Source organism: Burkholderia sp. MS389 (assembly GCF_016899425.1).
GTDB lineage: Bacteria > Pseudomonadota > Gammaproteobacteria > Burkholderiales > Burkholderiaceae > Burkholderia > Burkholderia sola.
On record NZ_CP045994.1, the window covers coordinates 2,361,499 to 2,386,421 of the forward strand.

Consider the following 24,923-nt stretch of genomic DNA (forward strand, 5'->3'; position numbering starts at 1 on the left):
GTCAGGTCCCCAGAATCAGGCTGGCATTGCTGCCGCCGAAAGCGAACGAATTGCTCATCACGTAACGTCCGGTGGCATCGCCGGCCAGACGGCGCTCGCCGTCGACGAGGTCGAGTGCCGGCAGCGCCGGATCGTGCTCGCCGTCCCAGACGTGCGCCGGCAGCGCGATCCCGCGGGCCAATGTCAGCCAGCCGAATCCCAGCTCGGTCGCGCCTGCCGCGCCGAGCATGTGCCCCGTCAGCGGCTTGGTTCCGCTCGCCGGCACGCCGTGCGGAAACACGCGGGCCATCACGTTCGCTTCCATCTCGTCGTTCAGCCGCGTCGCGGTCGCATGCAGGTTCACGTAGCCGATCGCGGACGCAGCCACACCCGCGTCCGCGAGCGCGGCGCGCAACGCGTCCTCGGCGCCGTGGCCCGCCGGATCCGGCGCCGAGATGTGATGCGCATCGCTCGACTCGCCGACGCCGGCCAGGCGAACCGCCGCTTCGTCGCGGCTCATCACGAACAGCGCGGCGCCTTCGCCGATCGTGATACCGCAGCGGTTCCGGCTCATCGGATTGGTCCGGCCCGGGCTGACCGATTCGAGCGACGCGAAGCCCTGCAGCGTGAGCTCGCACAGCGAATCCGCACCGCCGACGACGACCGCATCGCAGAGCTTCAGCCGCAGCAGGCGGCGCGCGGCCGCGAACGCCTTCGCGCTCGACGTGCAGGCCGTCGACAGCGTATAGGCCGGCCCGCCGACACCGAGTACGGCCCGCACGAACGGCGCGGCCGTGCCGATTTCCATCTGTCGATAGTCGAATCCGGCGGGTGTCGTGCCGGTCGCGGCACGCTCGGCGAGCGCCTGTTCCGCCGCCTGAATGCCGGACGTACTCGTGCCGATCACGACCCCGACCCGGCGCGGACCATGGCGCGCGATCGCCGCGGCGATGGACGATTCGATCTGCGCGAGCGCGGCGAGCAGCAGCCGGTTGTTCCGGCAGTCGAAATGCGCGAGCGCGTCAGGCGGCGCGATGTCGAGCGCGGACCGTACGTGCCCGACCCAGCCGCCGGCGGGAACGTCGGTACGCGGCGTCATGCCCGGTGCGACGCCCGCGCGCAATGCGGCGACGATCTCGTCGGTCGTTGCGCCAAGCGCGTTGATCATGCCGGGCGCGGACAGGTAGACCGGCGTCTGTTTCGAATTCATGCGCGACGCTCCTTGGCGGATGGCGTGGCGAGCGGTGCGAACAGCACCGACAATACGATGCCGATCGCGAGCGTCGTGCCGAAGCTGCGCAGCGCGGGCATCGCGCTCGCGCCGAGCATGCCGAACGACAGCAACGTCGTGGCCGCCGACAGCAGCACGCCGGTCCATACGGCGCCGATCCCGGCCTGGTCGCGCAGGCATCCTTCGCGGAGGAACACGGCGTAATTGGCGCCCACGCCAAGCACCAGCATCAGTGCCAGCCAGTTGAACAGCGTGAGCGGCACCCGCGCATAGCCGAACGCCGCGAGCGTCAACGCGATGGCGAACACGACCGGCAACGTCGTCGCGATGCCGCCGCGCATGCCGTATCGCCACGTCAGCAGCGCGGCGACCACGACCAATGCGCCGATCAACCACAGGCCGCTGTCGACCCGATACGCGCCGAACAGGTTCGACACGCTCGCGGCCTTGTCGACCCACGATACGCCCGGCAGCGTGCGCGCGAGGGCCGCGAACGTCGCCGCGTTCGTCGCATCGACCCGTTCCGGAATCGCGAGTGCCGCATCGACGGGACCGGCGCTACCGTCGACGCGCCCGAGCCACAGATGCCGGAACGGCGCCGACCAGCGTGCCGCCAGCCAGCTGTCGACCGACAGCGTCGCCCGAGCATCGCGGGAAAACGCCTGAATCCATGCGTCGGCGACGTCGTCGCGGAAACCCGCTTTCGCGAGCGTCTCGCGCAGCGCGGCGACATCGGCGAACACGTGCGTGTCGAGCACGGCGCGGTCATGTGCCTGCTGCTTCGCCGACGGCACGAACGTCGCGATCGACTGGATGCGGCCGAGCTGCTGCCGATCGAGCGCTCCGACCAGCGCCTCCGAGCGCTCGAGTACCTGTTCCTGCGACGCACCCTGGATGACGAAGAACTGTGCCGTATTCGCCAGTCCGACCGCCGCCCGGATATTGCCTTCCTGTCGAGCAAGACTCGCATCGCGCTGAACCAGCAGATGAATGTCGTCATCGCTCGTCAAGCGCGCCCAGCCCGGAATCGCGACCAGCGCAACGAGCACCGCGGCGGCCACGGCACGCCGGCCCGCGAGCAGCGACTGCCATCCGCTCAGCAGGCGCGCGGCGCCCGAGAAAACGCGGGACGGCACGCGCCGCGGCGCCTGCGTCAGCATGAGCGGCAAGAAGCCGGTCACGGCGGCGAATGCGCAGAGGATCCCGACGATCGCAAAGCACGCGATCTGCTTGAGCGCCGGGAACGGCACCCACATCAGGATCGCGTAACCGAGCAGGCTCGTCGCCAGCGCCACCGCGAGCGCCGGCCGCACCGCCGCCGCGCCGCGCCGCGCGTCCCACTGCCGCCCCGCGGACAGGTACGCGACGAAATACTGGATCGAATAATCGACGGCCTCGCCGATCAGGCTCACGCCGAACACCAGCGTCAGCAGGTGCAGCTTGCCGAATACGAGCAGCGTCGCCGCCAGCGCGCACACGATGCCGAATGCCGTCGACGCAAACGCGAGCACCAGCAGACGCGGCGAACGGAATACGCTCATCAGCAGCAGCGCGATGCCCGCCAGCGACACGGCGCCGATCACGTGCACGTCGCGCTCCGCGCTGGCGCGTGCGGCTTGCGCATAAAACACCGCGCCGGCCCGGTCGACACGAACGCCGCGAAAGTCCGTCGCCAGCGCTTGCTCCGCATCGGCCGTCGCGATACGCACCGCGTGCTGGACCCTGGATTCATAGGCCGAGCCCGGCAGCGACGTCATCACGAGCACACCCGTTGCCCCGTCGCGATGCGACACCAGCATCCCGTCTTCGAGCGACAGACTCGATGCGGCGAGCGGCAGTTCGCCGAGCCAGTGCTGCAGCCAGCCGAACGGATCGTCGGCCACGGCGGTCTGCAGCCCATCGACCGGCGGCGCATAGAGCCGCCGGGTCAACCGTTCACCGAGCGTGGCGTCGCCTTGTTCGAGCGACCGGCGATCCGCGTCCGTCAGCAGGCCGAAACGGGCCGGCAGGTAGGTGGCCGCGATCTGCGACAGGTCGAACGGCGGCACCTCGACCGTCACCGACCGAAATGCGCCGCTCGCGCCGAGCCGCGCGCCAAACCGCTTCGCGGCGGCTTTCGCGCGGGCGGCGTCCCGGTCAGTCACCAGGTAGACGGTGCGATTGCCGAGCGCATCGCCCAGCATGTCGACCGCGCGTTCGGCAACCGGGTTCGCCTCGGTGGCCGGCAGCAACGCTAGCAGGTTCGTCTGCAGCGGCGCCGGCCCGCTGAAGCGCCACAGGATGTAGGCGACGGCCGCCAGCGTGACGAGCAGCCATGCGGCGCACTGCACGCGCCGCCGGGCCCGTTCGCCCGCCACGCCGATCGCGTCGCGCGCCGGGTCCATCAACGCGCCTCCAGCCACGCGCGCTCGGCAGGCGCAGGCGCGTCGACCGGCGTCGTCCGCCCGAACTCGAGCACGGTCACGTTGCCGTTCGCGAACGTCATGTCGAGCCGGCCGAGATAGGCGCCGCCACGCATGTCGAGCATGCGGATCGCCTGGGCGAGCTGCGGCTGATTCGGCCGCAGGACCATTCGCCAACGCTCCGGCGTGCCGCTCGCGTCGACGTCGAATTGCGCGTACAGCGCGGACAGGTCGCCGCCCAGCATGTCGCGCATCATGCGCGACACCTGTGCGACGCCACGGCCGCCACTACTGGACGCGACGAGGCGCCCGTCCGCGCCCGCCTCGCGCACGCCGCGGTCGGTAATCACATAAGTGGCCTTGTAGGGCGTCTCGATTCGCCAGATGACGCCCGACCGGCGATCGAACAACATCGATCCGGTGCTGACGAGCGGTTGCTTCATCGCCGACAGCGTCTGGGTCTGTCGAAAATCCGCGCGTATCGCGTCGACCCGCGCCAGCCGCATCGCGATGTCGGACACGAGCGCGGCATTCTCCGGCCGGGTCGCGGGGGTCGGCACCGGAGCGGCCATCGCGTCACCGCCGGCGAGCACCGCACAGGCGGCGAACATCGCCACCAGCCGTCTGCGGATCGGATTCAGGCCCATTGCGCACGCACCCGTTCGATCAGGGCCGGCGGCGCCACGAACTGCAGCTCGCGCGTCGTCGCATCGACCGCCAGTTGCACCGTATACCCCTTCGTCAGACGCTCACCGGAGGCCGCATCGACGATTTCGTAACCGATCTTCAGCCGGTTCTCGAATTCGAGCAGCGTCGCACGCACGTCGAGCTGCTGGCTGTAATGGGCCGGGCGAACGTACTTCAGATGTGCCTCCACGACCGGCCACAGGTAGCCTGACGCCAGCATCGCCGGATAGTCGTAGTCGATCATGCGCAGCAACGCCGCGCGGCTGCTTTCGAAGTACTTCAGGTAATGACCGTGCCAGCAGACGTTCATCGCGTCGACATCGTGAAACAGGACCTCGACGCGAGCCGTCGCGGTCAGCGGCGGACGAGATGCGTTCATGCCGCCTCCCCGCGCCGGATGCCGCCGGATGCTTCGCCGATCGGCTCGCATGCCGCAAGACGCGCGGTCAGCGCACGCAGCTCCGCTTCGAGCGGCCGGTCCTCGACCACCAGCGGCGACTGGCGGCCAACGTCGTCGATGAACGCGCGCAGCGCGGGCGAAAGCTGTGTCCCGGGGGCGTCGCGCAGACGCAGCCGGGCGGCCTGCACGGTCGCGAGCACATGCGCGGCGGCAACCTGTTCGGTCAGCGCCAGCACGCGCAGGCAATCACGCGCGGCGATGGTCCCCATGCTGACCTTGTCCTGATTGTGCGACTCGGTCGAACGCGAGAACACGCTGGCCGGCATCGTATGCTTCAGCGCCTCCGCGGTCCACGCGGAAGAAGAAATCTGCACGGCCTTGAACCCGTGGTTGATCGCCACGCGCTCCGGCGCCGCGCCGGTCAGGTTGCGCGGCAGTCCGTTGCTGAACTTGTCGTCGACCAGCAGCGCGAGCTGGCGGTCCATCAGATCGGCGAGGTTCGCCACGGCGGTCTTCAGCGCGTCCATCGCGAACGCGATGTGACCGCCGTAGAAATTGCCACCGTGCAGCACGCATCCTTCGTCCGGATCGATCAGCGGATTGTCGTTCGCACTGTTCAGTTCGTTCTCGATGTCGCGACGCATCCACGACAACGCGTCGCGCGCCACGCCGATCACGTGCGGCGCGCACCGCACCGAATAGCGATCCTGCAGACGGCGTCCGGGCAGTTCATCGCGCCCGGCGAGATCGCCGCGTATCCATGCGGCCGCCTCAGCCTGCCCCGCATGCGGTTTCGCGTCGAACAATCGTGCATCGAAGTGCCCCGCCCGCCCGTCGAGCGCGACGGTCGTCAATGCGGTCAGGCGGGCCGCCATCCGCGTCAGGTGATCGGCACGGGCGAAGGCAAGACAGGCCAGGCCGGTCATGACCGCCGTGCCGTTCATCAAGGCCAGTCCTTCTTTCGGTGCAAGCGACAGCGGCGCGCGACCGATCGCGTCCCACGCGGCGCGCGCGTCCCGTTCGTCGCCATCGAACGATACGGTGCGCTCGCCGACCAGCGCCGCTGCGACATAGGACAGCGGTGTCAGGTCGCCGCTGGCGCCAACCGAGCCTTCCGACGGAATGCGCGGCAGGATCCGGTGATTCACGAGATCGGCCAGCCGTTCGAGCAACATGAACCGCACGCCCGAGTAGCCGAACGCGAGCGAGTTGAGCCGAGCGACGACGATCGAGAGCGTTTGCGTCGCGTCGAACCAGTCGCCCATCCCGCACCCGTGATAGCGCGTCAGTTGCAGCGGCAGCGCTTCGACGAGCGCCGGCGGCACCTCGACCACGCACGCGTCGCCATAGCCGGTCGTTACCCCGTAAAGCGTGCCGCCATTCGCGAGATAGTCGCGCAGCCAGGTTGCGCCGCGCTCGATCCGCGCGCGCCATTCGGGCGCCGCGTTCAGCGCGACCGGCGCACCGTCGCGGGCGACCGCGACGACGTCCTCGATCGTCAGATGCCGGCCGCCGATCACGACGGGCGGCCGGTTCGCGTGCGCGGCGACGGTCGCCGCGGCGTCGTTCATGTCATGCTCGGCCACGCGGACCTCCATCGGGCCGCGCCCAGAAATCGAAGAAGTTGAACCATTGATAGGGAGCCTTGCGGCAATAGTGTTCGAGCCGCGCGGCATAGCGCTGCGCCCATTCGGCAACGTGGCCCGCGCGCTCGCGGCGCGGCAGCTCGATCCGGTCGGCGAACGGTTCGAAATAGAGCCGGTAGCCGCGCCCCTCCTTCAGGCAGAAGAACAGGTAGACCGGGCAACCGAGTGCGTGCGCGAGGATGTACGGGCCCTGCGCGAACGGCGCCGTCGCGTCGAGGAAACAGGCGTCGACCGTCTTGCCGGAATCGCGCGGCGGCACGCGGTCGCCGACGATCACGAGCAACTCGCCCGCGTCGATGCGCGACTGCATCATCATCGCCGTATCCGGCCCGAAGTCCGCCACTTCGACGAGCTGCTTGCCGAATTCCCGATTCGCGCCGGCCAGCACACCGGTAAAACGCTTCGCATGCTCGGTGTAGACGATCGCCGTCACCTTCGTGTGCGCGTCGCGCAGCGCAAGCGCCCGGGTCATCTCCAGGTTGCCCAGGTGCGCGCCGATCACGAGCGCGCCGCGCCCGCTCGCGGCGAGCGTATCGAACGCGGACGAATCGTCGAAGCGCACGTCGAGTTCGTCGAGACGGCCGGACCATGCGACGAACTTGTCGAATCCCGCCTGCGCGAAGGCAAGCATGTGCCGGTACGCACTGCGCCATCCCGGCTTCGGCACGTCCGCCGCTCGCGCGTCGCGCAGCCGCGCGATATAGGCATGCGACGCGGTGCGCGCCGTGCGATTCGTCAGCACGAAGTAACCGACGATCGGATGCAGCCAGAGCGACGTGAAGCCCTTGCCGAACCAGCGGCAACTGAGCGCCAGCAACGCCATGCCGATACGGCTGCCGCGTTCCGGCAGGCGCCACCACGCGCGCGTGCGCGCCGCCGGCGATGCGCCGCGCCGCCCGACGAGCCGACGGGTCAGCAGCATCGGTGCGCGCGCCAGCATCCCCGCGACGAGCCGCGCATGGCTCATGCTGATGCGCACGTTGTCGCGCCAGACGTCGAAATGCGACACGCCGTCGGCCGGGTAGACGACGCGCGTCGGGATCGTCTTGAACGTCAGCCCGCGCCAGTGCAGCCGGACCAGGATTTCGCTGTCGAAAGCCATTCGGGTCGGCATCGATACCGCGTCGATCAGTTCGCAAACGGCAGCGACCGGATAAAGCCGAAACCCGCACATCGCATCGGGGATGTCGAGCGACAGCGTTTCGATCCATACCCACACGTGCGTGAGGTAGCGGCCATACAGGCGGGCCTTCGGCACGCTGTCGTCGAAACGCGGTCGGCCCAGGATCACGGCGTCCGGCGCCGCCTGCGCGGCCGCCACGAACGTCGGCACGTCGGCGGCATCGTGCTGGCCGTCGGCATCGATCTGAATCGCGTGCCGATAGCCGCGGGCGCGCGCGGCGCGCAATCCTTCCATGACCGCCGCGCCCTTTCCGGCGTTGACGGGCAACCGCAGCAGCGTCACCGACGGCGCATAGTGCGCGGCCAGCGCGGCCAGCACCTGTTGCGTCGGTGCGTCGCTGCCGTCGTCGACCACCAGGATCGGCAGGCCGTGCACGACGAGGCGCGCCAGCGTGCCGCCGATCGCTTCGCGATGGTTGTAGATCGGAATGACGATGCAGGTGTCGCTCATCACTCCGCCGCGCCGTAGACCAACACGCCCGACGTGCATTCCCGCCCGGCGCAGCGAAACGCGAAGCGCGCACGTCCGCGTACGGGGTCGTGCGCGATACGCAACGCCAGCACCGCACCCGGCGGCACCGGCGCCTTGAATTTCAGGTGTTCGATGGAACGGATGGCGCGCGCGGCCGGTATTTCGCGGCCGGCGAGGCGTGCGGCCCAGTCGATTTGCACGACACCGGGCAGGATCGGCAGCCCCGGAAAATGCCCGTCGAAATGCGCGAGCGCGGCCGGCACGCGCAGCTCGTAATGCAACGCGTCGTCGCTGCGCCACGAAGCGAGCAGTTCGAAACCCTCCGGCGTGGCCGTGAACGCGGCCGCCAGCGCGACGGCCGGCAATTTGCCGCGCGCATCGAACGGCATCGTGTGCGGGAATCGCCAGTAGCGCGGCAAGGCGGCCGCGTCGAAGTACGCACCGAGCGCATGCCGCAAGATCGTGGCAACCGCAAGTCGCCCCTCGCTCGCCAGTGCGTCGCGCCCCGCCGCGGTCAATACCGCGACGACGCCGACGTGCGCACGGGTCGTGCCGTCGACCACCACGGCCGCCGCCTGCTCGACGTAGGCGTGCGCATGTAACCGCGCCTCGAGTTCGGGCAGCGAAACACGCTTGCCGTCGAGCTTGACGACGCGATCGCGCCGCCCCGCGAGTGCGAAGCGACCATACGCGTCGAAGCGCGCGGTGTCGTCGGTGGGGTGCCAGCGGTCGTGACCGAGATGGGCGGAACGCACGCACAGCACGCCGTCGTCATCGCAACGCACGTCGACGCCCGTCAGCGGCTGCCACGCGGACGAGACATCCTGACGCCGCCACGCGATGCCGCCGGTTTCGGTGCTGCCGAAGATCTCCAGCGGCGCGGCGCCGAACGCGTTCGAATAGACGATCGCTGCATCGGCCGACAGCGGGCCGCCCGACGAGAAGAACGCGCATGGCGGCGGCGCCTGCATCGGAAAGCCGGGTAACGCCGGCCAGCGCATCAGTTGCGACGGCGTGGAAACCACGACACCGCCACCGTATTCGGCCAGCCGCTGCTGCAGTTGCAGCGGCTCGAGCACCGGCATTCGGTCGAACGCACGGCCCGCTGCCAGCGGCCACAGAATCCTGAAGAGCAGTCCGTATATGTGGTGATGCGGCACGCTCGACAGCGTCACCGCCGCCCCGATACGGTCGCCCCACTCGCGCTGCAGGGTGCGCACTTCGGCATCGAACTGCGCGAGCGACTTCCGCACCGGTTTCGCGGTGCCGCTGCTGCCCGACGTATAAAGCGTCACCGCGGCGGCAGCGTCGATCGGGCGGGCGGTGATATCCGATTCGCCCGCCGTGTCGCGCTCGCACGCGGCCAGTGCCGGCGCATCCAGCACCAGGTCGTATGCATGAGCCAGATCGCCGAGGTAGCCTGGCGCGTTGCTCGCCGGAATCACGATTTCCCCGTGGGTCGCCGCGACCGCGAAGAATGCGCACGCGAACGCGTACGGATCGTCCGTGCAGATCGCGACCCGACGCGCGCCGCGCGCGTCCACCAGCCGGGCGATGGCGTCCACGCGGGCCCGCAGGTCCCGCAGCGTCAGCAGCGCGGTGCCGTCGCGACAGACCGCCACTCCGCTATCGACTTCAGCACACAGCATCTCGTGCAGTGCGATCATGCGCCCCCCGCCCGTTTCCGCGTCGGTACGACGACGAACCTGCGCCACAGCCACTCGCCCGCAAGCAGCATCCCGATCAGCACGTACGCGATCAGCCCGTTGTAGAGCGCCCATGATTCACGACTCCAGTACAGCGCCGTATAAACCGAAAAACCGCCGTTGACGATGAAGAACGCGCACCACGCCTGGGTGACGCGCCGCGTATACCGGACGATTGCCGGGCCGGGCTCGGGATAGGTCAGTCGTGCGAATTTTTCGATCATTGTCGGACCGTGCCGCAGGGTGGCGCCGAACGCGACCAGCAAACCGGCACTCACGCATGCGGGATAAAGATGAAGAAGTCGCTCGCTATCGGTCACGGCAATCGCGACCGACAACGCGGTCAATGCACCGGCCACGCACCAGTCGAGCGTCGTGAGCCGTTTGAGCGCCTGCGCCAGCGGGCCCTTGCCGATCGTGCGCTGCAGCCACAGCAACGCAACCAGCAGGCAACCGACGTAACGCGGCGACATGCTTTGCCACGCAAACAGGATGACGAGCGGATAGGCCACGACCAGCGCCACCCTGGCAGCGACCGCTGACCAGCGCGGCAGGATCGTGCCTGTAGTCGCCCGCATGCCCGTCACCGCTATCGTCACGCGCGCGCGAGCAGCGCGTGAACGGCGGCAACGACGTCACCGACGGTCCGAACGGACTTGAACTCTTCGGGCTTGATGCGCTTGCCCGTCATTTCCTGAAGCTTGATGGCCAGATCGACTGCGTCGATGCTGTCCAGGTCGAGTTCCTCGAACAGGTGCGTATCGGGCGTCACGCGCTCGGGCTCGATCGCGAAATTCTCATGAAAGATCGCGCGGATGCGCTCCAGGATTTCAGCGTCGGTCACGAGTGGGCCCCTTTTTCCAGCACGGCTTCTTGCGATGCGTGATGAGACTGCTGATCGGCAATGAAGGCCGCCAGCGTGTTGATCGACCGGAAATGCGCTTTCGTGCGCTCGTCGTTCGCGGCGATCGTCAATTGAAACTTCTTGCGCAGCATGATGCCGACTTCCAGTGCATCAACGGAATCGAGCCCGATCCCGTCGGTCGAGAATAGCGGCGCGTCGTCGTCGATTTCGTCGACCGTCATGTCGCTAAGATCGAGCATCTCGATCAGAAGCTGCTTAATTTGCAGTTTTAAAGTATCCATGCTGAAACAGGCGTTGAGTAATGTGTACTTCCACCTCGCGGGCAATGCTGCGAGCGGCAATCGACGGCGGCGCCACGCTCGGCGCCAGCCGGTTCGGATCCATCGGTTCCAGCACGTCGATGCGCATGCGAAACGCACGAGACGGCACGTGATACCAACGAAGCGTCTTGGTAAATACCGGCGGATCGCAATCGATCAGAACCGGCTGGATCCGCGTGCGCGACTGCAGCGCCATATGCGCGAAGCCGCGCGAGAACGCATGCAGGCGATCGCCCCCTGGGCTGCGCGTCCCTTCCGGAAAGATGATCATCGTGTAGCCCGCCGCCAGTTGCCTCGCTCCGGCCTCGACGAGATCAGTGGCATCTGCATTGCTTACGTACTCGGCTGCACGGACGATGCCCCAGAAACACGGGTTGCCCCAGTGACCGCGCTTGACGACGCAGCATGCCTTCGGCGTCAACGACAGCAGCACCATGACGTCGAGCCAGGTCGGGTGATTGGCGACAACGATTGCCGGGCCGCCTTTTGCAAGGCGCTCGACGCCGCTCAGCTCGAGCCTCATCACGCCGATACGCTGCAGTAATGCAACCAGCGCGCGGAAGAAATAATGGATGACAAGTGTCACGCCGCGCTGACGCGAGCGCCGGTGCGGCCATACCCCGCCGACGACGATTGCCAGCAACGAGAACACCGATCCGCACAGCGCAAAAAAAACCAGGCTCGCGCCAGTCGCGAACAGGCGCCAGCCGTAGTCAAGCCGCGCGATCATGCCAGCTCCATCGCCACGATGCGTGCTGACCGCGCCACGACGCCGTCGTGCGCGCCGACAGACAACGCAGCACCGCCGCGCTTTGCGTACCGGCCGCATCGCCGGTCGCCCCCGCCTCACTCGGGCCATCCTCCGCCACTTCACAGACCAGATGACCGGCCGGCTCGCCGGCATCGAGCAGAATCGCCAGCCCCACGCTCTCCGTGTCGTCATCGACGTCGCCGTAGACGGGATCGGCCGGCTCGTGCGCATAGACGAGCAACACCGGCGATGCCGGCGACGTTTCGTATTGGGAATAAGCTTCGAGCAGCGCGTAACCGAGCGTTTCATGCCCGGCCGCGACCGCGGTCGCGGCGGACCGGTCACGCCGGGCGATTCCGAATATGCCTGTAACGGCATTGAGGACCGAAAGACTGAAGGCCGTCGGCGAGACAGGTTCCGCGGCGCCAATGGCGGCGAGAATGCCGCTGGTACGCACCAGTTCGCCGTGACGCGATGCGAATACCACACGCACCGGATTTTCCGTCCCGACACAGTCGTAGGCGACCTGAAGCGCGAGACGCGACAGCCGGCTCAAGCGACGTCGCACCATCGGATCGAGGGCTTCGACGCCCGGCACCCCCGCGGTCGAAATCGACGTCCATCTGGCGATTGGCATGGTCCAATGCAAATCGGCCATTTTTTTGTTCTCTTTGAGATTACTTCGCTGAGGGTAATTTTTCTATTGTGCTGCTCGCCAGTGCGCTGTCACACCCCGCTTTCGCCGAGCGCGCTGTCGTGTATATCGGCCTCAACGGAGGAGACATCGACTTATGGGCTCCCGAGCCACATATGCCCGATAAGACAAGCAATCACATCAGTGAGCACAATACGATCGCACTGCCAACCAGCTTAACTTATCCGGCGCATTGTTTCGGCGAGACTGTAGCAGGACCGTCGCGCAAAATCAACGCGAGGGCCCGGCGCACATCGGCATTTGATACTGTTTGCAAATTGTAATGAAGCCATCGATCCGGGGTCCTCGGAACGCGCTGAAGTATGGCTCGTCAGCAGTCGAAGAAGGATCAGTGAACGCCCCGCCACGCCGGAGGATCGCGCAATACCCAAACACCGGAAAGGCGACTTGCTATTGGGAAACGCAAGTGGCCGGATTTCGATCGTCGTCGAACGCCAAAACCGGTTTGTGATGCCGGTTAAAGTAGCCGGCAAGGATGCCGAAGCCGTGGTCAACACATTGATACGACATGCCAGCGAATTATCGCCGAAACGATATAAGTCGCTGGCCTGGGACCGGGGTATGGAAATGGCGAATCACAAAGGCTTTACGGTCGCAACCGACGTTCGGGTCTCTTTCCGCGATCCGCGGAATCCGGGGCAACGCGACTCGAATGAAAACATGAATGGGCTGCCGAGGCAGTACTTCACGAAGGGTACTGACGTCTCTGCCTATTCCCAAGCCGAGCTCGACACCATGGCAAGAGGGCTCAACCGGTGCCCCTCGAGACGCAGAACCTTGATACTCCGGTTGAGCAGTTCCATCAATTTGGGGCATCGACCGGTTAATTTCGCACCCAACGCTAGCCATTCCTTTACATGGAGCGGCAATAACCCGTCACACCGCCTCCGACCGTCGAAATGCGCACGGACCCGCGCGGAGCAGGGTTGCAAGGGTCTACGGAGGAGCCGAAAAAGAAAAAGCCCCGCAAGTCCGAGAACTTGCGGGGCTTTGTCACCGCTTTTGGCGGAGACGGAGGGATTCGAACCCTCGATCCAGGTTTTGGCCCAGATGCTCCCTTAGCAGGGGAGTGCCTTCGACCTCTCGGCCACGTCTCCCAAACTTTCGCTCGCACCAGGGAGGCAGTGCGACGAGAACGAAATAATATAGGGTTTCGAACCGCGCGTCAATTTCCGTGAGGCATTTTCTTCAATGCATCACGAAAAATTCACGACGCCTGGTCGAGTTCGAACACCTTGTGCAACGCTCGGACGGCCAGCTCCATGTACTTTTCGTCGATCAGCACCGAAATCTTGATTTCGGACGTCGAGATCATCTGGATGTTGATGCCCTCTTCCGACAGCGTGCGGAACATCTTGCTCGCGACGCCCACGTGCGAACGCATGCCGACGCCGACGACCGACACCTTCGACACCTTCGGGTCGCCCTGCACGCGCTCGGCGCTCACATGGCCCTGCACCTGGTTGGTGAGGATGTCCATCGCCTTCTGGTAGTCGCCGCGACCAACCGTGAACGTGAAGTCGGTTTTGCCTTCGACGCTCTGGTTCTGGATGATCATGTCGACGTCGACGTTCGCATCGGCCACCGGGCCGAGGATCTGATATGCGATGCCCGGCTTGTCGGGCACGCCCATCACCGCAATGCGTGCTTCGTCGCGCTGGAACGCGATGCCGGAAATGACTGCCTTTTCCATGGTCTCGTCTTCTTCAAAAGTAATCAGGGTGCCGGAGCGCATTTCTTCGTCGAGCGCAATCAGCGGATCGGTCAGGCTCGACAGCACACGCGTCTTCACCTGGTATTTGCCGGCGAATTCGACCGAGCGGATCTGCAGGACCTTCGAGCCGAGGCTGGCCATTTCCAGCATCTCCTCGAACGTCACGCGATCGAGGCGGCGCGCCTCTTCGACGACGCGCGGATCGGTCGTGTAGACGCCGTCGACGTCGGTATAGATCAGGCACTCTTCGGCGCCCAGCGCAGCGGCCACCGCCACCGCCGACGTGTCCGAACCGCCGCGGCCCAGCGTCGTGATGTGGCCGTCCGGATCGACACCCTGGAAGCCCGTGATGATCACGACCTTGCGGGCGTTCAGGTCGGCCTTCACGCGCTCGTCGTCGATCGAGTGAATGCGTGCCTTCGTAAACGCGCTGTCCGTCTTGATCGGCACTTGCCAGCCGGCATAGCTCACGGCCTCGACGCCGATTTCCTGCAGCGCGATCGACAGCAGGCCGACGCTGACCTGCTCGCCGGTCGACGCGATCATGTCGAGCTCACGCGGGCTCGGCTGGCTCGAAATCTCTTTCGCAAGACCGAGCAGACGGTTGGTTTCGCCGGACATCGCCGAAGGCACGACCACCATCTGGTGCCCGGCCTGATGCCATTTTGCGACGCGTTTCGCGACGTTCTTGATGCGCTCGACCGAGCCCATCGAAGTGCCGCCGTATTTGTGTACGATGAGTGCCATTGTCGTTCTGAACTGGAGGAGAAGCCGCACGGGCGCGCTGGGCAGGCCGCGTTGCCGTTCGGTCACGCGGCTTGTGGCTGTGGACGGACGACGAGGGGGACGGCTGGGACGCAACACGCAAGCGTGACGGATTTTGCCCGGAAGGCCGATCAGGCCGCGCAAACCGGGTACGTCACGCGGAAAACCTGCACAAAACGCTCAAAAATCGAGCCGAGCAAACGACCGAGCGTACCCGATAGACGCCCACTTGACAAGCCGCGCGCCGTGTCGCCGGCCGTTCCGGCGCTGTTTACCAAATGGTGAAAATGGGCGCGCCATCGCGCCGCCGGCAGCCCGCCGCCGCTATGCGATCAGCAGGTCGGGACGCCATTCGAGCCGGCGCCATGCGGCGGCGCCCAACGTCGCGTCGGCAAGCTCGCCGATGTCGCGATTGACGCCCAGCCGCGGCACGTAGATCAGCCGGTCACCCGCGAACAGCAGCGGCACGTCGCGCTGCCAGGCCGGCACGCCGCGCTCCTGGAACAGATTCTTCAGCGTCCGGCCAGGCCCGCCCGGCGACGTGCGCATCCGTTCGCCGCCGGCCCGCGCGCGCGCCGCCAGCCGCGCACCGCGCAGCAGCCCCTCCGGCACCGCATCGGCGCTGCCCGCATCGGCCGGCGCGAACACGAACGTGCCGCGCCATCCCGGCAGGTGCCACACGTCCTGTCCGTCCCATGCGAGTGCCACCTCCGGTTGCGACGTACCCGTGCCGTCGTCGGGCGGTTCGCTGCTGTCGCCCGCTTCCCAGTAGACGACGTCGCGATAGAGCCGCAGGCACTGCCCCGCGTGATCGACGCGCAGCGCATGCGCGTCGTGGGCCGCGCGCAGTTGCCGCATCATGTTGGCGAGCCGGGCCGCCGACGCGCCCGGCAAACCGAGCCGGCGCATCCAGAAGCGCAGCAGGTTCGCGCCGCGCGTGTCGTCGAAGCCGATCAGCCCGTCGCGCGACAGCGCCTGACCGTCATCGCGCGCGGCGACAGCGAAATCCAGCTCGGCCAGATCGTCGAGCAGCCGCTGAGCGGCCGCCGCATGCTGGGCCGCGCGACCGAGCGCGTCGCGAAAGCCCGGGAAATGCACGGCCAGCGCCGGCAGCACGTCGACGCGCAGCGCATTGCGCGCATAGCGCGTATCACCGTTCGATTCGTCGTCGATCCACGCGAGCGCGTGCTGCTCCGCATAGCGCTCAAGTTGTGCGCGCAACAGTCTCAGCAATGGACGCACGCGCTCGATGCTCACGCCGTCGGGGCGATAACGCGGGGCCATCGCGGCGAGCCCCGCGATTCCCGCCCCGCGCAGCAGTTGCAGCAGCACCGTCTCGGCCTGGTCGTCCGCATGTTGCGCGAGCCACAGCGCCGCCACGCCGTGGCGCTCGCCCATCTCGTCGAGCGCCGCGTAGCGACGCTCGCGCGCCGTCGCCTCGATACCGAGCCCGCTGTCGCGCGGCACGTCGACGCGCATCGATTCGAACGCGACACCGAGCCGCGCCGCCTGCCCTTCGGCATGCGCGACCCACGCATCGGCGTTCGCGCTCAGGCCGTGATGCACGTGCAGCGCGACGCAGCGCGATGCGCCCGCGACGCGCACGGCCGCATCGAGCAGCACGGTCGAATCGAGGCCGCCGCTGTACGCGATCGCGATGCGCGCATCCGGCGGCAGGCCGGAAAGCGCAACGCCGACCGCGTCGAGTACGACGCGGTCGGTGGAGAATTCGGTGGGCGGGATCACGAGCGGGACGCGCGCGCAGCGGCGCGCGCATTGAATACACGGCCGGTCATGCGCCCGGCGTGGTTTCCTTGAACTTGCCGTAGGCCATCAGGCGCTCGAAGCGGCGCTCGCGCAGCGCATCGATGCTCATGCCCTGGAACTGGCGCAGCGAATCGGCCAGCGCACGGCGCAGCAGCGCGGCCATGCCCTTCGGATCGCGATGCGCGCCGCCGAGCGGCTCGTTGATGATCTTGTCGATCAGGCCGAGCGCCTTCAGGCGGTGCGCGGTCAGGCCCAGCGCTTCCGCGGCTTCCGGCGCCTTCGCGGCGCTCTTCCACAGGATCGACGCGCAGCCTTCCGGCGAGATCACCGAGTAGGTCGAGAACTGCAGCATCATCACGGTATCGGCCACGGCGATCGCGAGCGCGCCGCCCGAACCGCCCTCGCCGATCACCGTCGTGATGATCGGCGTCTTCAGCTCGGCCATCACGTACAGGTTGCGGCCGATCGCCTCCGACTGGCCGCGCTCTTCCGCGCCGATGCCCGGGTACGCGCCCGGCGTGTCGACGAACGTGAAGATCGGCAGTCCGAACTTCTCGGCCAGACGCATCAGGCGTTCGGCCTTGCGATAGCCTTCCGGACGCGGCATCCCGAAGTTGCGCGCGGCGCGCTCCTTCGTGTCGCGACCCTTCTGGTGACCGATCACCATGCACGGATGGCCGCCGAAGCGCGCGAGACCGCCGACGATCGACAGGTCGTCCGCGAACGCGCGATCGCCATGCAGCTCGTGAAAATCGGTAAACAGTTCCGCGACGTAATCGAGCGTGTACGGCCGCTGCGGATGCCGCGCGATCTGCGAAACCTGCCACGGCGACAGGTTCGCGTAGAGGTCTTTCGTCAGTTGCTGGCTTTTCTTCGACAGCCGCTCGATTTCTTCCGAAATATCGACAGCCGAGTCGTCCTGCACGAACCGCAGCTCTTCGATCTTGGCCTCGAGTTCGGCGATCGGCTGTTCGAAATCCAGAAATGTGGTCTTCATGTGTTCGAATCCTTGGGTCTTGCGGCAGCGCGTATTCTACCCGCGCGGGCGATGCTCAAAACCGGCTCTCAACTATTGATGTTTAAAACCCGATAGCCAGCGCTCAGGCGTCGGCGTCGGGCGCATCGAGGCTGCGCCACATGTACCAGGTCGCGACGGTGCGCCACGGCTCCCAGTTGGCCGCAACCTCGCGCGCCTCGCTGCGCGTGACGGGTTCTCCGCTGAAGTAATTGACGCTGATCGCGCGGATCAGGCCCGGGTCGTCGAGCGGCAGCACGTCCGGCCGCGACAGGTTGAAGATCAGGAACATCTCGGCCGTCCAGCGGCTGATGCCGCGGATCTGCGTGAGTTCCGCGATCACGTCCTCGTCGTCCATCGACATCCATTTGTCGACGTGCAGCGCCCCGGACACGAAATGCTGCGCGAGATCGAGGATGTATTCCGTCTTGCGCTTGGACAACCCGCACGCGATCAGCTTGTCCGCGCCGAGCCGGATCACCGGTTGCGGCGCGAGCTTCGGACAGGCGTCCTCGATGCGCGCCCACAGCGACTGGGCGGACGGCACCGAAATCTGCTGGCCGACGACCGAGCGCGCGAGCGTGACGAACGGGTCGCCGCGCTTCACGAGATGCGCGGGACCGAACTTCGGAATCAGTTTCTTCAGGATCCGGTCGCGCTTGACGAGGTCCGCGCACGCCTTGTCCCAATAGGCGGGGCGCACGACGACCTCCTCGCCGTCCGCCTCGGACGCACGGGTCTTGCGGGCCGCGTCGGCGGCCGGCAGCGCGGCGGCCGGCTGCGCATGACCGTTCAGCGCGCCGTTCGGCACGGCGCGTGTCGCGTCCGCCTTCGTCGCCGGGACGCGCTTGGCTGCCGGACGCGCGGCGACCGGAGTCGCGCGCCTGACCGGCGCTTTTCTGGCCGTTGCCATCTTGCCTCCTACCTGACGGATCGGTCAGTGGAACGCACCGCGCTCATACGCGACGCCATTCGGTCGATCCGCCCGGTTTGTCTTCAAGTGCGATACCGGCTTCGAGCAGTTCCGCCCGGATCCGGTCCGCTTCGGCATAGTCCTTCGCTTGCTTCGCCGCGACGCGCGCGGCGATCTTCGCTTCGATCTCGTCGGCCGCGAGCCCGCCCGCCTGCGCGGCGCCGGACGCCTGCTGCAGGAACGCGCGCGGTTCGCGGCCCAGCAGGCCGAGCAGGCCCGCCAGCTGTTTCAGTTGCCGCGCGAGCGACGCATCGCGCGTGCGGTTGACTTCGCCCGCCAGCTCGAACAGCGTCGCCACCGCGACCGGCGTGTTGAAATCGTCGTTCATCGCGGCCGCGAAACGCTGTGCGTGCGGCTCGTTCCAGTCGAGCGGGAGCGTGTCGGGCTCGACATCCTTCAGCGCGGTGTACAGACGCGTGAGCGACGCGCGTGCATCGTCGAGATGCACGTCGCTGTAATTGAGCGGCGAACGGTAGTGCGTGCGCACGATGAAGAAGCGCATGACTTCCGCGTCGTAACGCTCGAGCACTTCGCGGATCGTGAAGAAGTTGCCGAGCGATTTCGACATCTTCTCGTTGTCGACCTGCACGAAGCCGTTGTGCATCCAGTAATTGACGAACGTCTCGCCGGTCGCGCCTTCGCTCTGCGCGATCTCGTTCTCGTGGTGCGGGAATTGCAGATCCTGCCCGCCGCCGTGGATGTCGAAATGATTGCCGAGCAGCGAGCAGCCCATCGCCGAGCACTCGATGTGCCAGCCCGGACGCCCCATCCCGTACTTCGACGCCCACGACGCGCCTTCCGGCTCGTCCGCCTTCGCGCGCTTCCACAGCACGAAGTCGAGCGGATCCTGCTTCGCATCGTTCGCGGCGACGCGTTCGCCCGCGCGGAGATCGTCCAGCGACTTGCCCGACAGCTTCCCGTAGTTCGCGAACTTGCGCACCGAGTAATTGACGTCGCCGTCGGTCGCCTGGTACGCGTAGCCGTTCGCCTCGAGCGTCTCGATCATGCCGAGCATCTGCGGGATAAACTGCGTCGCGCGCGGCTCGATGTCGGGCCGCTGGATGCCGAGCGCGGCTTCATCCTCGTGCATCGCGCCGATGAAGCGGTCGGTCAGCGACTTGATCGTCTCGCCGTTCTCGACCGCGCGGCGGATGATCTTGTCCTCGATGTCGGTGATGTTGCGCACGTACGTGACCCGATAGCCGATCGCACGCAGCCAGCGCTGGACGAGGTCGAACACGACCAGCATGCGCGCATGGCCCACGTGACAATAGTCGTAGACGGTGATCCCGCATACGTACATCCGCACTTCGCCGGGCTGGCGCGGCACGAAAACTTGCTTGTCACGCGCGAGCGTGTTGTAGATGCGCAGTGATTCCATAGAGATGAACCGTGAGCCGAAGGAAACCGCCCTGGCGAAGCTCGCCCAGCATGTGAAACGGACGGACCATCTGCCGCGGCGCCAGGCCGCGCGTCCTCGATATCACATGGGGCGGTCAGGCTGCAAGCACAGCGGTGACGGCCACGAGAGGCTAAGAAAGACTGTCTGCCGCTCGCCGGAACGCGCAGACGTTTTGTTAGAATGGGTCGGAGTATAACATTCCGATTTACGCCTATGAAACCTCATCGCGGCCGCGCGCCGAGCGCTGCGACCCTCGTTGCGACCACCGTCATGGGCGTCGCGCTGACGCTTTTCGCAGCGCCCGCGGCGCACGCGCAAAAGGCCCCGGCGGTCGCCGACGGCACCCCGGAAGTCGACGCATCGATCGCCGGCAAGCAGTGGAAGCAGGCGCTCGCGCAGCTCGACGCGCGCATCGCGTCGAACCCGCGCGACGTGCAGGCGCAGTTCAAGCGCGGCACCGTGCTGGCCCGCCTGAACCGCGACGACGACGCGATCCAGCAGTTCGTCGCGATCACGCAGGCGTACCCCGAACTGCCCGAGCCGTACAACAATCTCGCGGCGCTCTACGCGAAGCACGGCCGCTATGACGAAGCGCGCACCGCGCTCGTCACCGCGACGCAATCAAACCCGAGCTACTCGCTCGCGTACGAGAACCTCGGCGATCTGTACCTGCGCCTCGCGGCCGAATCGTACAAGCGCGCGCAATCGCTCGGCCGCACGAGCGGCGCGACCGCGCAGCGCCTCGCCGATCTGCAGAAAATCGTGTCGCCGTCGAAAGCCGCGCCAAACGCCCGCGCGACGTCGCCGGCCACGCGCGACTACACCGACCGCGCCGCCGCGAACGTGAGCACCACCACGCTGCCGATGTCGCCGACGTTCCAGTTCAGCGGTCCGTCGGGCGCACTGGCGGCACCGTACGTCGCGCCGTCGAAATAAGCGGCGCGGCCTTCCTTCCCTCCCAACCTGAGGATCGCAATGAAACGTCTGTTGCTGGCGCTTGGCGGCGCCGCCCTTCTCGCGACCGCGCCCGCGTTCGCGCAAACGGCCACCGCGCACCCCGTCGTGCAGCTGAAGACCTCGCAGGGCGACATCCGCGTCGAGCTCTACCCGGAGAAGGCGCCGAAGTCGGTCGCCAACTTCCTCGATTACGTGAAGGCCGGCCAGTACAACGGCACGATCTTCCATCGCGTGATCAAAGGCTTCATGATCCAGGGCGGCGGCTACAAGACCAACTTCGAGGAAAAGCCGACCCGCGCGCCGATCCCGCTGGAAAGCCGCAATGGTCTGAAGAACCTGACGGGCACGATCGCGATGGCGCGCACGAGCGATCCGAATTCGGCCACCGCGCAGTTCTTCATCAACACGGTCGACAACGGCGGCCTCGACTACCCGAACCCGGACGGCAACGGCTATGCGGTGTTCGGCAAGGTCGTGTCGGGCCTCGACGTCGTGAAGAAGATCGAAGGCGTGGCGACGACCTCGCGCGGGCCGATGCAGGACGTGCCGGCGCAACCGGTCGTGATCGAATCGGCGAGCATCGTCTCCAAGTAAGCACCTGCCGGCACGTCCGGCGCCACACGCGGCCGCGTCGCACGACCGGCCGCGTGCCATTTAAACCGCCTCACCGAAGGAATTCATCATGGTTGAACTGCATACGAACCACGGCGTGATCAAGCTCGAACTCGACGCCGCGAAGGCACCGAAGACGGTCGAGAACTTCCTGAACTACGTGAAGAAGGGCCATTACGACGGCACCGTGTTCCATCGCGTGATCAACGGCTTCATGATCCAGGGCGGCGGCTTCGAGCCGGGCCTGAAGCAGAAGCCGACCGACGCGCCGATCGACAACGAAGCGAACAACGGCCTGAAGAACGACAACTACACGGTCGCGATGGCGCGCACGAACGATCCGCACTCGGCGACCGCCCAGTTCTTCATCAACGTGAACGACAACGACTTCCTGAACCACTCGTCGCCGACGCCGCAGGGCTGGGGCTACGCTGTGTTCGGCAAGGTCGTCGAAGGCCAGGACGTGGTCGACAAGATCAAGGGCGTCAAGACGGGCAACGCCGGCTTCCATCAGGACGTGCCGACCGACGACGTCGTGATCGAAAAGGCCGTGGTGGTCTGACGCACCAGCCGTTACGGAGGCACTTCGATGTTGCAGGAGAGTCCGCCGCGAAGCGTCTCCGCGGGCGTGCCGGGCGAGCGCGAATACGCGCAAGCCGCACGCCCGTTCCTGTTTCTGTCCGATCTGCACCTGAGCGAGGCGATTCCGAAGACGGTCGCCGCGTTCGAGCATTTCGTGAAATACACCGCCGACAGCGCCGACTCGGTGTTCATCCTCGGCGACCTGTTCGAATACTGGATCGGCGACGACATCCTCGACGACGATCCGTTCGCCGCGCGCATGGCCGCGCTGATGCACACGTTCTCGGAGCGCGGGATCGCGCTCTACGTGATGCACGGCAACCGCGATTTCCTGCTCGGCCGGCGCTTCATGAAGGCGGCCGGCGCAATGCTGTTGCCCGACCCTTCGCTGATCATGGCATTCGGCCAGCGCATCGTGCTCGCGCACGGCGACGCGCAGTGCACGGCCGACCGCGGCTACCAGGTGTTCCGCCGCTTCGCGCGCAACCGCGTCGCGCAATGGCTGTTTCTCGCGTGGCCGTTCCGCTGGCGCCGCGCGCTCGCGCAGCGCATGCGCTCGACCAGCGAAGCGGGCCGGATGCGCCCTGCTTCGGCCGCCTACGACGTCACGCGGGAAGGCGTGGCCGCGCTGTTCCGGAAAAGCCGCGCGAGCGTGATCATTCACGGCCACACGCACCGCCCCGCGCGCCACGCGGAACCGGGCGGGATCCGCTGGGTGCTGCCCGACTGGGATCTCGATCACGGCATGCCGCGCGGCGGCTATCTGCGCGTCGACTCGGAAGGCATCCACGCGATGCCGCTCGACTGACGCCGCCGCTGCCGTCGCACCGACCAGCAGCGATCAGTGCGCGTCACGTTCGTCACATCTGGCGTTCGACCGTCTTGCCTTCCAGCACCGCCGACAGCCTGCGCAGGTCGAGGCGCGCCGCGTCGGCGCCCTGCAGCGTTTCCAGATGCGTGCCGAGCCGCTCGAGCGCCGCGACGATTTCGTCGACGCGGCGGCTTTCCTTCGCCGCGTGATCGATCAACCCGTGAATCGCGAGCGACATCGGATCGTCCGCGTTCGGCGTGATCCCGTACGCGCAGAACGCCGCGCGCCCGGGCTGCGGCTTCGGCTGCGCCGGCATCACGATGCGCGCCGGATTGCCGACCGCGGTGCCGCCCGCCGGCACCGGCTTGACGACCACCGCGTTCGAGCCGATCTTCGCGCCCGCGCCGACCGTGAAACCGCCGAGCACCTTCGCGCCGGCGCCGACGATCACGCCGGCTTCCAGCGTCGGGTGACGCTTCGCGCCGCGCGTGAGCGACGTGCCGCCCAGCGTCACGCCCTGATAGATCGTGCAGTCGTCGCCGATGATCGCCGTCTCGCCGATCACGACGCCCATGCCGTGATCGATGAACACGCGCCGGCCGATCGTCGCGCCGGGATGGATCTCGATCCCCGTCAGGAACCGGCCAGCCTGCGACGCGAACCGCGCGAGCCAGTAGCGTTTCGCGCGCCAGCAGGCGTGCGCGAAACGGTGCAGCACGAGCGCATGCAGCCCCGGATAACAGGTCAGCACTTCCCACGCACTGCGAGCGGCGGGATCCCGCTCGCGAATCGTTGCAACGTCTTCGCGCAGTCTCGTGAACATGATGTGATCTGGGAAAAGGCCGGCGCGCATCGCCGGCAATGCCGGCCGTTATCGCGCCGGGTCATTTGCTTATGACGTCCGGCGATTGTAGGGCCAGTCGCGCCCGGCCGCACGCGGTCGCGCGTTCACCCCGCCGTCGGCGCGGGTATTCGGCCGGGACGCTTGTTGCGGCGGGGTTTCCGGAGGCGATCGGTCGGGAGAAACAGCCGGTTCGACGTCTCCGGCAGGCCGACGCACGGCCTGCCCGGCCGCACGCCGCATCCAGCGGACTCCCGCCCCGCCCGCCAATCGGAGCGCCGGCCGCCTACGCGTCGCCGTCCGGCTTGCCCGACTTCAGCAGGATGTGCTTCGCGACGCCGCGCAAGATGTTGACCTCCTCGCGCTCGAGGCCCGTGCGCGCGAACAGGCGCCGCAGCCGCGGCATCAGCTTCTTCGGATTGCGCGGATCGAGGAAGTCGAGCGCGATCAACGCGTTCTCGAGGTGCACGTACATGCGCTCGATCTCGTCGCTCTGCGCGAGCGTGCCGGCTTCGGCCGGCGGCTGCGCCGACGGCTCGCTCGCCTGTTCGAGAAACGCGACGCGCAACTCGTACGCGAGCACCTGCACGGCCTGCGCAAGATTCAGCGAACTGTAGGCCGGGTTGGCCGGAATATGCGCGAGCGCGCTGCACTGGTCGACATGCTCGTTCGCGAGACCGGTGCGCTCGTTGCCGAACACGAGCGCGATGTCGCCCACGCCGACCTGCGCGCTCGCCTGCGCGGCGGCCGCGCGCGGCGCGAGGCGCGGCGGTCCGTATTCGCGCGTGCGCGCGGTCAGCGCGATCGACCAGTGCACGCCGGACAGCGCTTCGCCGAGCGTCGGCACGACGTGCGCGGACGCGAGGACGTCGTCCGCGCCGCTGGCCATCGCGATCGCCTCGGGGTCGCTCTGCACGTGCGGCACGCGCGGCGCGACCAGCACGAGACGCGAGAAGCCCATCGTCTTCAGCGCGCGGGCCGCCGCCCCGACGTTGCCGGGATGGCTCGGCTCGACGAGCACGAAGCGGGTGGACGTGAAGCCGCCGGACGGCGGCGCGGACGAGGCCGCGCCCGACTCGGACGGCGCGGCGGTGTTCTGCGGGGTTTCCACTACGATACGACTCGGTT

At 67.1% G+C, this 24,923-nt stretch carries 23 protein-coding genes, 1 tRNA gene and 1 pseudogene; 5 read left to right on the forward strand and 20 right to left on the reverse strand.

Features of this window, described 5'->3' with window-relative positions:
- Position 1: 1 nt before the first annotated feature.
- From GJG85_RS10970 to GJG85_RS11025, 12 genes are read right to left on the reverse strand one after another with little or no spacing between them, the layout of a single operon-like run.
- The gene (locus tag GJG85_RS10970) at positions 2 to 1,189 is read right to left on the reverse strand and encodes a beta-ketoacyl-[acyl-carrier-protein] synthase family protein (RefSeq protein WP_050012958.1); all 1,188 of its coding nucleotides are present in this window, start codon (positions 1,187 to 1,189) and stop codon (positions 2 to 4) included.
- Positions 1,186 to 3,594 (reverse strand): MMPL family transporter, encoded by a 2,409-nt coding sequence (locus GJG85_RS10975; protein WP_124651495.1) that lies wholly within the window; start codon positions 3,592 to 3,594, stop codon positions 1,186 to 1,188. Before GJG85_RS10975 ends, GJG85_RS10970 begins: the two co-directional genes overlap by 4 nt.
- Positions 3,594 to 4,259, reverse strand: coding sequence for an outer membrane lipoprotein carrier protein LolA (locus tag GJG85_RS10980; RefSeq protein WP_050012960.1), 666 nt, complete (start codon positions 4,257 to 4,259; stop codon positions 3,594 to 3,596). Before GJG85_RS10980 ends, GJG85_RS10975 begins: the two co-directional genes overlap by 1 nt.
- Positions 4,250 to 4,678 (reverse strand): thioesterase family protein, encoded by a 429-nt coding sequence (locus tag GJG85_RS10985; protein ID WP_050012961.1) that lies wholly within the window; start codon positions 4,676 to 4,678, stop codon positions 4,250 to 4,252. The genes GJG85_RS10980 and GJG85_RS10985 overlap by 10 nt, the downstream gene beginning before the upstream one ends.
- Positions 4,675 to 6,285 carry an aromatic amino acid ammonia-lyase gene (locus tag GJG85_RS10990; RefSeq protein WP_124631410.1) on the reverse strand — a complete coding sequence of 537 codons (1,611 nt, stop codon included), beginning with the start codon at positions 6,283 to 6,285 and terminating at the stop codon, positions 4,675 to 4,677. Before GJG85_RS10990 ends, GJG85_RS10985 begins: the two co-directional genes overlap by 4 nt.
- On the reverse strand, positions 6,272 to 7,978 hold the full coding sequence (locus GJG85_RS10995) for a glycosyltransferase family 2 protein (protein WP_050012963.1): 1,707 nt from the start codon (positions 7,976 to 7,978) through the stop codon (positions 6,272 to 6,274). The genes GJG85_RS10990 and GJG85_RS10995 overlap by 14 nt, the downstream gene beginning before the upstream one ends.
- Positions 7,978 to 9,666 carry an AMP-binding protein gene (locus GJG85_RS11000; protein ID WP_124556732.1) on the reverse strand — a complete coding sequence of 563 codons (1,689 nt, stop codon included), beginning with the start codon at positions 9,664 to 9,666 and terminating at the stop codon, positions 7,978 to 7,980. Before GJG85_RS11000 ends, GJG85_RS10995 begins: the two co-directional genes overlap by 1 nt.
- Complete coding sequence (locus GJG85_RS11005) at positions 9,663 to 10,283, reverse strand: hypothetical protein (RefSeq protein WP_185731881.1); 621 nt, start codon at positions 10,281 to 10,283, stop codon at positions 9,663 to 9,665. Before GJG85_RS11005 ends, GJG85_RS11000 begins: the two co-directional genes overlap by 4 nt.
- Before the next feature lie 17 nt (positions 10,284 to 10,300).
- A complete protein-coding gene (locus GJG85_RS11010) occupies positions 10,301 to 10,549 on the reverse strand; it encodes an acyl carrier protein (protein WP_050012965.1) in 249 nt (82 codons plus the stop codon).
- On the reverse strand, positions 10,546 to 10,851 hold the full coding sequence (locus tag GJG85_RS11015; protein ID WP_050012966.1) for a phosphopantetheine-binding protein: 306 nt from the start codon (positions 10,849 to 10,851) through the stop codon (positions 10,546 to 10,548). The genes GJG85_RS11010 and GJG85_RS11015 overlap by 4 nt, the downstream gene beginning before the upstream one ends.
- Entirely contained in the window at positions 10,826 to 11,620 is a 795-nt protein-coding gene (locus tag GJG85_RS11020; RefSeq protein WP_050012967.1) for a lysophospholipid acyltransferase family protein, read from the reverse strand. The genes GJG85_RS11015 and GJG85_RS11020 overlap by 26 nt, the downstream gene beginning before the upstream one ends.
- Positions 11,604 to 12,299: a beta-ketoacyl synthase chain length factor gene (locus tag GJG85_RS11025; RefSeq protein ID WP_089488582.1), complete on the reverse strand. Its 696-nt coding sequence runs from the start codon at positions 12,297 to 12,299 to the stop codon at positions 11,604 to 11,606. The genes GJG85_RS11020 and GJG85_RS11025 overlap by 17 nt, the downstream gene beginning before the upstream one ends.
- 297 nt (positions 12,300 to 12,596) lie before the next feature.
- On the opposite strand from GJG85_RS11025, the pseudogene GJG85_RS11030 reads away from it, so the two are divergent.
- A pseudogene (locus GJG85_RS11030) lies at positions 12,597 to 13,061 on the forward strand (IS30 family transposase); the annotation flags it as partial.
- Positions 13,062 to 13,359: 298 nt separating this feature from the next.
- On the opposite strand, the gene GJG85_RS11035 reads toward GJG85_RS11030, so the two are convergent.
- From GJG85_RS11035 to cysS, 6 genes are all read right to left on the reverse strand, one after another.
- Positions 13,360 to 13,453 (reverse strand) — tRNA-Ser (locus GJG85_RS11035).
- 110 nt (positions 13,454 to 13,563) lie between these two features.
- Positions 13,564 to 14,817: an aspartate kinase gene (locus tag GJG85_RS11040; protein ID WP_050012969.1), complete on the reverse strand. Its 1,254-nt coding sequence runs from the start codon at positions 14,815 to 14,817 to the stop codon at positions 13,564 to 13,566.
- 342 nt (positions 14,818 to 15,159) lie between these two features.
- The gene (gene tilS, locus GJG85_RS11045) at positions 15,160 to 16,581 is read right to left on the reverse strand and encodes a tRNA lysidine(34) synthetase TilS (RefSeq protein WP_050012970.1); all 1,422 of its coding nucleotides are present in this window, start codon (positions 16,579 to 16,581) and stop codon (positions 15,160 to 15,162) included.
- A gap of 46 nt (positions 16,582 to 16,627) precedes the next feature.
- Positions 16,628 to 17,599, reverse strand: coding sequence for an acetyl-CoA carboxylase carboxyltransferase subunit alpha (locus GJG85_RS11050; RefSeq protein ID WP_006478433.1), 972 nt, complete (start codon positions 17,597 to 17,599; stop codon positions 16,628 to 16,630).
- Between the two features lie 103 nt (positions 17,600 to 17,702).
- Positions 17,703 to 18,530, reverse strand: a complete 828-nt coding sequence (locus tag GJG85_RS11055; protein ID WP_050012971.1) for a DNA-3-methyladenine glycosylase — start codon at positions 18,528 to 18,530, stop codon at positions 17,703 to 17,705.
- 43 nt (positions 18,531 to 18,573) lie between these two features.
- On the reverse strand, positions 18,574 to 19,971 hold the full coding sequence (cysS, locus tag GJG85_RS11060) for a cysteine--tRNA ligase (RefSeq protein WP_089488583.1): 1,398 nt from the start codon (positions 19,969 to 19,971) through the stop codon (positions 18,574 to 18,576).
- Positions 19,972 to 20,205: 234 nt separating this feature from the next.
- On the opposite strand from cysS, the gene GJG85_RS11065 reads away from it, so the two are divergent.
- From GJG85_RS11065 to GJG85_RS11080, 4 genes are all read left to right on the forward strand, one after another.
- Entirely contained in the window at positions 20,206 to 20,928 is a 723-nt protein-coding gene (locus GJG85_RS11065) for a tetratricopeptide repeat protein (protein ID WP_175977991.1), read from the forward strand.
- Between the two features lie 39 nt (positions 20,929 to 20,967).
- Positions 20,968 to 21,543 carry a peptidylprolyl isomerase gene (locus GJG85_RS11070; protein ID WP_006478429.1) on the forward strand — a complete coding sequence of 192 codons (576 nt, stop codon included), beginning with the start codon at positions 20,968 to 20,970 and terminating at the stop codon, positions 21,541 to 21,543.
- 88 nt (positions 21,544 to 21,631) lie between these two features.
- Positions 21,632 to 22,123, forward strand: a complete 492-nt coding sequence (locus tag GJG85_RS11075) for a peptidylprolyl isomerase (RefSeq protein ID WP_006478428.1) — start codon at positions 21,632 to 21,634, stop codon at positions 22,121 to 22,123.
- A gap of 27 nt (positions 22,124 to 22,150) precedes the next feature.
- The gene (locus GJG85_RS11080; RefSeq protein WP_050012974.1) at positions 22,151 to 22,951 is read left to right on the forward strand and encodes a UDP-2,3-diacylglucosamine diphosphatase; all 801 of its coding nucleotides are present in this window, start codon (positions 22,151 to 22,153) and stop codon (positions 22,949 to 22,951) included.
- Positions 22,952 to 23,003: 52 nt separating this feature from the next.
- On the opposite strand, the gene cysE is transcribed toward GJG85_RS11080, so the two are convergent.
- Both cysE and GJG85_RS11090 read right to left on the reverse strand, forming a co-directional pair.
- Positions 23,004 to 23,777: a serine O-acetyltransferase gene (cysE, locus tag GJG85_RS11085; protein WP_239468907.1), complete on the reverse strand. Its 774-nt coding sequence runs from the start codon at positions 23,775 to 23,777 to the stop codon at positions 23,004 to 23,006.
- Positions 23,778 to 24,081: 304 nt separating this feature from the next.
- Complete coding sequence (locus GJG85_RS11090; RefSeq protein WP_050012976.1) at positions 24,082 to 24,906, reverse strand: RNA methyltransferase; 825 nt, start codon at positions 24,904 to 24,906, stop codon at positions 24,082 to 24,084.
- Positions 24,907 to 24,923 lie beyond the last annotated feature (17 nt).

Excerpts from the sequence above, each read along its gene's own strand:
- GJG85_RS10970 (WP_050012958.1), bottom strand. The coding sequence starts at position 1,189 with ATGAATTCGAAACAGACGCCGGTCTACCTGTCCGCGCCCGGCATGATC.
- GJG85_RS10975 (WP_124651495.1), bottom strand. The coding sequence starts at position 3,594 with ATGGACCCGGCGCGCGACGCGATCGGCGTGGCGGGCGAACGGGCCCGG.
- GJG85_RS10980 (WP_050012960.1), bottom strand. The coding sequence starts at position 4,259 with ATGGGCCTGAATCCGATCCGCAGACGGCTGGTGGCGATGTTCGCCGCC.
- GJG85_RS10985 (WP_050012961.1), bottom strand. The coding sequence starts at position 4,678 with ATGAACGCATCTCGTCCGCCGCTGACCGCGACGGCTCGCGTCGAGGTC.
- GJG85_RS10995 (WP_050012963.1), bottom strand. The coding sequence starts at position 7,978 with ATGAGCGACACCTGCATCGTCATTCCGATCTACAACCATCGCGAAGCG.
- GJG85_RS11000 (WP_124556732.1), bottom strand. The coding sequence starts at position 9,666 with ATGATCGCACTGCACGAGATGCTGTGTGCTGAAGTCGATAGCGGAGTG.
- GJG85_RS11005 (WP_185731881.1), bottom strand. The coding sequence starts at position 10,283 with ATGCGGGCGACTACAGGCACGATCCTGCCGCGCTGGTCAGCGGTCGCT.
- GJG85_RS11015 (WP_050012966.1), bottom strand. The coding sequence starts at position 10,851 with ATGGATACTTTAAAACTGCAAATTAAGCAGCTTCTGATCGAGATGCTC.
- GJG85_RS11020 (WP_050012967.1), bottom strand. The coding sequence starts at position 11,620 with ATGATCGCGCGGCTTGACTACGGCTGGCGCCTGTTCGCGACTGGCGCG.
- GJG85_RS11025 (WP_089488582.1), bottom strand. The coding sequence starts at position 12,299 with ATGGCCGATTTGCATTGGACCATGCCAATCGCCAGATGGACGTCGATT.
- GJG85_RS11040 (WP_050012969.1), bottom strand. The coding sequence starts at position 14,817 with ATGGCACTCATCGTACACAAATACGGCGGCACTTCGATGGGCTCGGTC.
- GJG85_RS11050 (WP_006478433.1), bottom strand. The coding sequence starts at position 17,599 with ATGAAGACCACATTTCTGGATTTCGAACAGCCGATCGCCGAACTCGAG.
- GJG85_RS11055 (WP_050012971.1), bottom strand. The coding sequence starts at position 18,530 with ATGGCAACGGCCAGAAAAGCGCCGGTCAGGCGCGCGACTCCGGTCGCC.
- cysS (WP_089488583.1), bottom strand. The coding sequence starts at position 19,971 with ATGGAATCACTGCGCATCTACAACACGCTCGCGCGTGACAAGCAAGTT.
- GJG85_RS11065 (WP_175977991.1), top strand. The coding sequence starts at position 20,206 with ATGAAACCTCATCGCGGCCGCGCGCCGAGCGCTGCGACCCTCGTTGCG.
- GJG85_RS11070 (WP_006478429.1), top strand. The coding sequence starts at position 20,968 with ATGAAACGTCTGTTGCTGGCGCTTGGCGGCGCCGCCCTTCTCGCGACC.
- GJG85_RS11075 (WP_006478428.1), top strand. The coding sequence starts at position 21,632 with ATGGTTGAACTGCATACGAACCACGGCGTGATCAAGCTCGAACTCGAC.
- GJG85_RS11080 (WP_050012974.1), top strand. The coding sequence starts at position 22,151 with ATGTTGCAGGAGAGTCCGCCGCGAAGCGTCTCCGCGGGCGTGCCGGGC.
- cysE (WP_239468907.1), bottom strand. The coding sequence starts at position 23,777 with ATGTTCACGAGACTGCGCGAAGACGTTGCAACGATTCGCGAGCGGGAT.